We start from the raw sequence: 445 nt of genomic DNA, 5'->3' as shown, positions 1-445 counted from the left end.
AGGTATTGGTGCTCATGCCTTCAGCTCCGACTTCACCAGGCCCTGGGCTTCCAGGTGCTTGCGGTGTTCGTTCTCGATGCGTTCCACCTCGGCGGCCGGGACCCAGTAGTCCACGTCCTGGTCGAAGGTGCGGTAGATGAACGTGGCGATCATGCCGACGAAGCCGACGATGGCCAGCCACCAGATGTGCCAGATCATCGCGAAGCCGAACACCAGGCTGAAGGCACCGATGACAACGCCCGTGCCGGTGTTGCGCGGCATGTGGATGTCGGTGTACTTGGCCGGCTTCGGCCAGGCTTCACCGCGCTGCTTGCGCTCCCAGAAATCGTCCAGCTCGGTGACTTCCGGCAGCGTGCCGAAGTTGTAGAAGGCCGGCGGCGAAGAGGTTTCCCACTCCAGCGTACGGGCATCCCACGGGTCGCCGGTCAGGTCGACGGTCTTCTTG

1 pseudogene is annotated in these 445 nt (G+C 63.4%); it reads right to left on the bottom strand.

Annotation, left to right across the window (positions count from 1 at the left end):
* Nucleotides 1-12: 12 nt before the first annotated feature.
* Nucleotides 13-445: pseudogene (locus RhoFasB10_RS25825) on the bottom strand (cytochrome o ubiquinol oxidase subunit I); the annotation flags it as partial.

The sequence above is a fragment of the Rhodococcus sp. B10 genome, from assembly GCF_011770055.1.
Taxonomy (GTDB): Bacteria; Actinomycetota; Actinomycetes; order Mycobacteriales; family Mycobacteriaceae; genus Rhodococcoides; species Rhodococcoides kyotonensis_B.
Note: the sequence above shows the minus strand (reverse complement) of the source record. Positions and strands in the feature narration are given on the sequence as shown.